The organism is Brevundimonas sp. UBA5866 (genome assembly GCF_002432125.1).
GTDB lineage: Bacteria > Pseudomonadota > Alphaproteobacteria > Caulobacterales > Caulobacteraceae > Brevundimonas.
On the sequence record NZ_DJFS01000024.1, the window covers coordinates 1 to 3,569 of the forward strand.

The window sequence follows — 3,569 nt, forward strand, 5'->3', positions numbered from 1 at the left end:
TTCAATGGGTCCTGAGCCTAGCGGCATAGGACCGAGGCCATGCAGATCTTACTTGGATCAGCGTAAATGTTCAGTAATTTCGAAAAAATGTCGGACCACTAACAGGTACTCAAGCTCTGGCTTGTAGCAGTGGGACTACAAATTCAGAATGGGAAAAAGATCGGTATCGCGACCATGGCTGTAGCCCAGGTAATGAGGTTCAGAGGCACGCCGACGCGAACGAAATCCATGTAGGAATAGTTGGCCATGTTAAAGACCAGCACATTGGTCTGATAGCCAAACGGCGTGGCAAAGGCGGCAGAGGCAGCCATCATGACGGCGACTAGGAATGGTCTGGGATCCACGCCCAAGCTGTTGGCGACGGCCACGGCAATTGGTGTGACCAGAACGGCGACCGTGGCATTCGACAGCAGTTCGGTGGCGATCAGGGTGACACCGTAAAACACGATAAGTGCTCCTAGCGGCCCAAGTGGACGGATGATGTCGATGAGGTATCCGGCACCTTGTTGAGCAAGGCCGGTCACTTCAATGGCTGTGCCCACAACCACCATGCCTGCGATCAGAAGCAGGATTTCGGGCCGTAGACCTGCATAGGCCTCTTCGGGTGTGATCACGCGCAGAAGGATCAACACCACCGCACCCGCAAAGGCCGCTGCCGCGATAGGTACCCAGCCCACAGCTGCCGCTACAATAACGGCAATAAAGACGCCCATGGAAATAAGGGCAGGGCGCAGACGGAAGGGCCGGTCTCCGGCTCCAAACAGTTCCAGATCCCCGAGACTGCCATCGCCCGATCCGTCGGTCTGGTTGCGGCTCTCTCCAAGACGGGGCAGGCGGAAGCCCATAAACCGAAACTCGCGGCGCGCCTGCTGTTTCAATCGCAGAGCTTCTTCTTCCTCCAGGCGCGCAGCTTCGGCTTCTTCTTTTTCACCCGAGCGGTGCAGTTGGCGTCCGCTGATGAAATACATCCACAGACCGCCGGTCAAAGCGATGCACAGGCCGACAGGCGTGATCTCGAACAGGGAGAATACAGGCTGTCCTGCATTTCGGGCCATGTCGTTGACTAACAAATTGGTAGACGTTCCGATCAGAGTCAGCAGCCCGCCCATCACCGTGACGTGGCTGAGTGGCATCAAAAAGCGCTTGGGCGACATCTTCAGCGACTTGGCCACGTCGCGTATAACGGGCGCAGCCAAGACAACGACCGGCGTATTATTCAAAAATCCGCCCACCGAGCCGCAAAGCCCGATGACAATCCAGATGCCCGCAGCCCCGATGCGTTTGGATAGATCGCTGGCTTTGCGGATCAGCATCCCTAGAAAGCCGGATAACTCGATCGCATAGGCAATCACAAACAGACCCGCCAAGGTGATAACGGCGGGGCTGGCGAAGGCGCTTTGTACCTCTACGGGGCGTACGACCCCCAGCAGCAGCAAGACGGCCGCGCCGGCAAGCGCGACAACGTCCGCGCGTAACTTGCCATGGATAAGCACGCCAACCACACCGACAAGCACCGCGAGCGCAATAATCTGGTCTACGGTCATACCTATGGCAGACCCTGCCATGCCCGTCTCGTCAACCTCAATTCGCTGCACTTCGGTATCTTTGTGTTAGGTTGGGTCCATGCGCCAGCCCAATGCCTCGAAACCGTCAATGACCGATGTGTCCGCCGCACATCGCACCTCACGCCGCGCGAGAGGTTTCAGTCTCAGGCCGTCGCCACTGGTGTGTCTGGCCGCGGGCGCTTTGGTCCTGTCCGGTTGTGATAGGGCTGCGCCAGAGCCGCCAGCCACCCCCGAGGCAGTAACCCCTACGATTATTGTGACCACCCCCTTGCTGGACCGCGCCGCGCTACTGGTTGAAATCGATCAGGCCGCTTCGAACTTTGCATCGGGGACAGGGCAGGCGAACACCTCCTTGGCTGGCCGCCGATTTAAGGTGCGTCAACCGATGGGCTGCGGTGAGCCGATCGCGCAAGGAACGGCCGTGCCCCCCAGCGTTGCGTCGCTGACGACTATTGATAGGTCTGGCGACCTTCGTCTCTCGCTCGGAGCCGTGGATTGGACGGACGATATGATCGGCGGTTCTGCCTCGGGAAGCTGGGAAGCCGCTGAAGGCTTTTGGCTTGCCTGGCCGTGGATGCGTGGCGAAACTTGTCCACGACACCCGATAATGCCGACAAAACAGGAGGTGTCAGTCGACGTCACCGGCAGCACCAACACCGATCCTGAACGTCCCATGGTGGAGTCGGTCCCGGTTGTTACGCTGTCACCACAAACTGCAGCGCTGATGTCGGTCTTCGAAGAAGGCAGCTCGCGTCTGAGCCGCCGTATGGGACGCGCTTATGAATTTGTCCTGAGAGGCCAAAGCGGGGCACCGGCAGTGGCGGACCCCGATGGCTATCGCGTCGTGTTCGAGGGGCGGATGGCAGCCTTCGACGACGGGCAGTCGATCCGCTGCCAGGCTGCTGACATTGATCAAAGACCGATATGCGCCGCGGCGGTCCACCTTGAGCGTGTCGCATTCGAAACGTCCAAGGGACAGCTGTTGGCCGAATGGAGATAGCGGCCTAGTGGACCTACACAGTCCGTGAATAGTCTCTATGTGCTGTCAGTGTAACGCTAAAGGTGCTCGACATATCAGGATGCAAGCCTTGGGTGGAGAAGGCGATTTTGTTAAGCCGGTATGGTTTAAGCGACTTTGACAACGACCTTTGCGAAATAGCTCTGCTGCACCGCCATGTCCGCTGAGTGTCCTAAGTCTTTGTCAATTAATTTTCTTGAGCGGACGAATAATCAGGGATGAGGCTGATGGGTAAAGCCCTTGGGTGCTGTTAGTCTAACGCTAAAGGTGACGTGACCCCCGTTTCTCATCCAGCCATAACGAGAGTCCGAGGTTGATTTGAGTAGAGATTGGTTGGGTTGGCAATAGGGCGGCCTGCGCAGCCCTCAACTAGCGCAGCAGGCCGCCCGGCGTTTCCAGTAAGGGCTTGTGCGTAGGCCTGCGGCGTCAGCCAGCCGAGCTTTGAGTGCGGTCGCCGTTCGTTGTAGTCATGCCGCCAGGCCTCCAGCACCTCGCGGGCATGCGGCAGGGAGCGGAACAACGTCTCGTTCAGCAGCTCGTCACGCAGGCGACCATTGAAGCTCTCATTGAAGCCGTTCTGCTGGGGCTTGCCTGGTGCGATGTAGTGCCAACCGACGCCAGTGTCGTCGGCCCAAGCTAGGACCGCATTCGAGGTGTATTCCGTGCCGTTGTCGCTGACGATGGTATCGGGTCGGCCCCGCTGCCGGATGAGGGCGTCCAACTCTCGCACCACACGCGCACCCGACAGCGAGGTGTCGGCCACCAACGCCAGGCATTCGCGGGTGCAGTTGTCGATCACCGTCAGGATGCGGAAGCGCCGCCCGTCCGTCATCTGGTCAGAGACGACCCGGAGGGCGGCGCGTAGCAGCCAAGTCCAGCGACCAGCGCTGGTTGGCCACCAGCGGCAGGCCCAGCGGTTGCCGCGTGGGGGCTGACAGTCTAACGCTAAAAAGTCTCCACTTGGTTTGAAGGGTGGGGGTTTTCAT

The 3,569-nt window shown here is 59.1% G+C and carries 2 protein-coding genes and 1 pseudogene; 1 reads left to right on the top strand and 2 read right to left on the bottom strand.

What is annotated here, in order from left to right; all coding sequences use genetic code 11:
• Positions 1-143: 143 nt before the first annotated feature.
• Positions 144-1,544 (bottom strand): SLC13 family permease, encoded by a 1,401-nt coding sequence (locus tag B3H86_RS02265; protein WP_292040762.1) that lies wholly within the window; start codon positions 1,542-1,544, stop codon positions 144-146.
• 289 nt (positions 1,545-1,833) lie between these two features.
• Here B3H86_RS02265 and B3H86_RS02270 point away from each other — a divergent pair, with 289 nt between their 5' ends.
• Positions 1,834-2,565: a hypothetical protein gene (locus B3H86_RS02270; RefSeq protein ID WP_292040721.1), complete on the top strand. Its 732-nt coding sequence runs from the start codon at positions 1,834-1,836 to the stop codon at positions 2,563-2,565.
• A gap of 304 nt (positions 2,566-2,869) precedes the next feature.
• Here the strand turns inward: B3H86_RS02270 and B3H86_RS02275 are convergent.
• A pseudogene (locus tag B3H86_RS02275) lies at positions 2,870-3,569 on the bottom strand (integrase core domain-containing protein); the annotation flags it as partial.

Coding starts and splice junctions, on each gene's coding strand:
- B3H86_RS02265 (WP_292040762.1), bottom strand. CDS start 1,544: ATGACCGTAGACCAGATTATTGCGCTCGCGGTGCTTGTCGGTGTGGTT.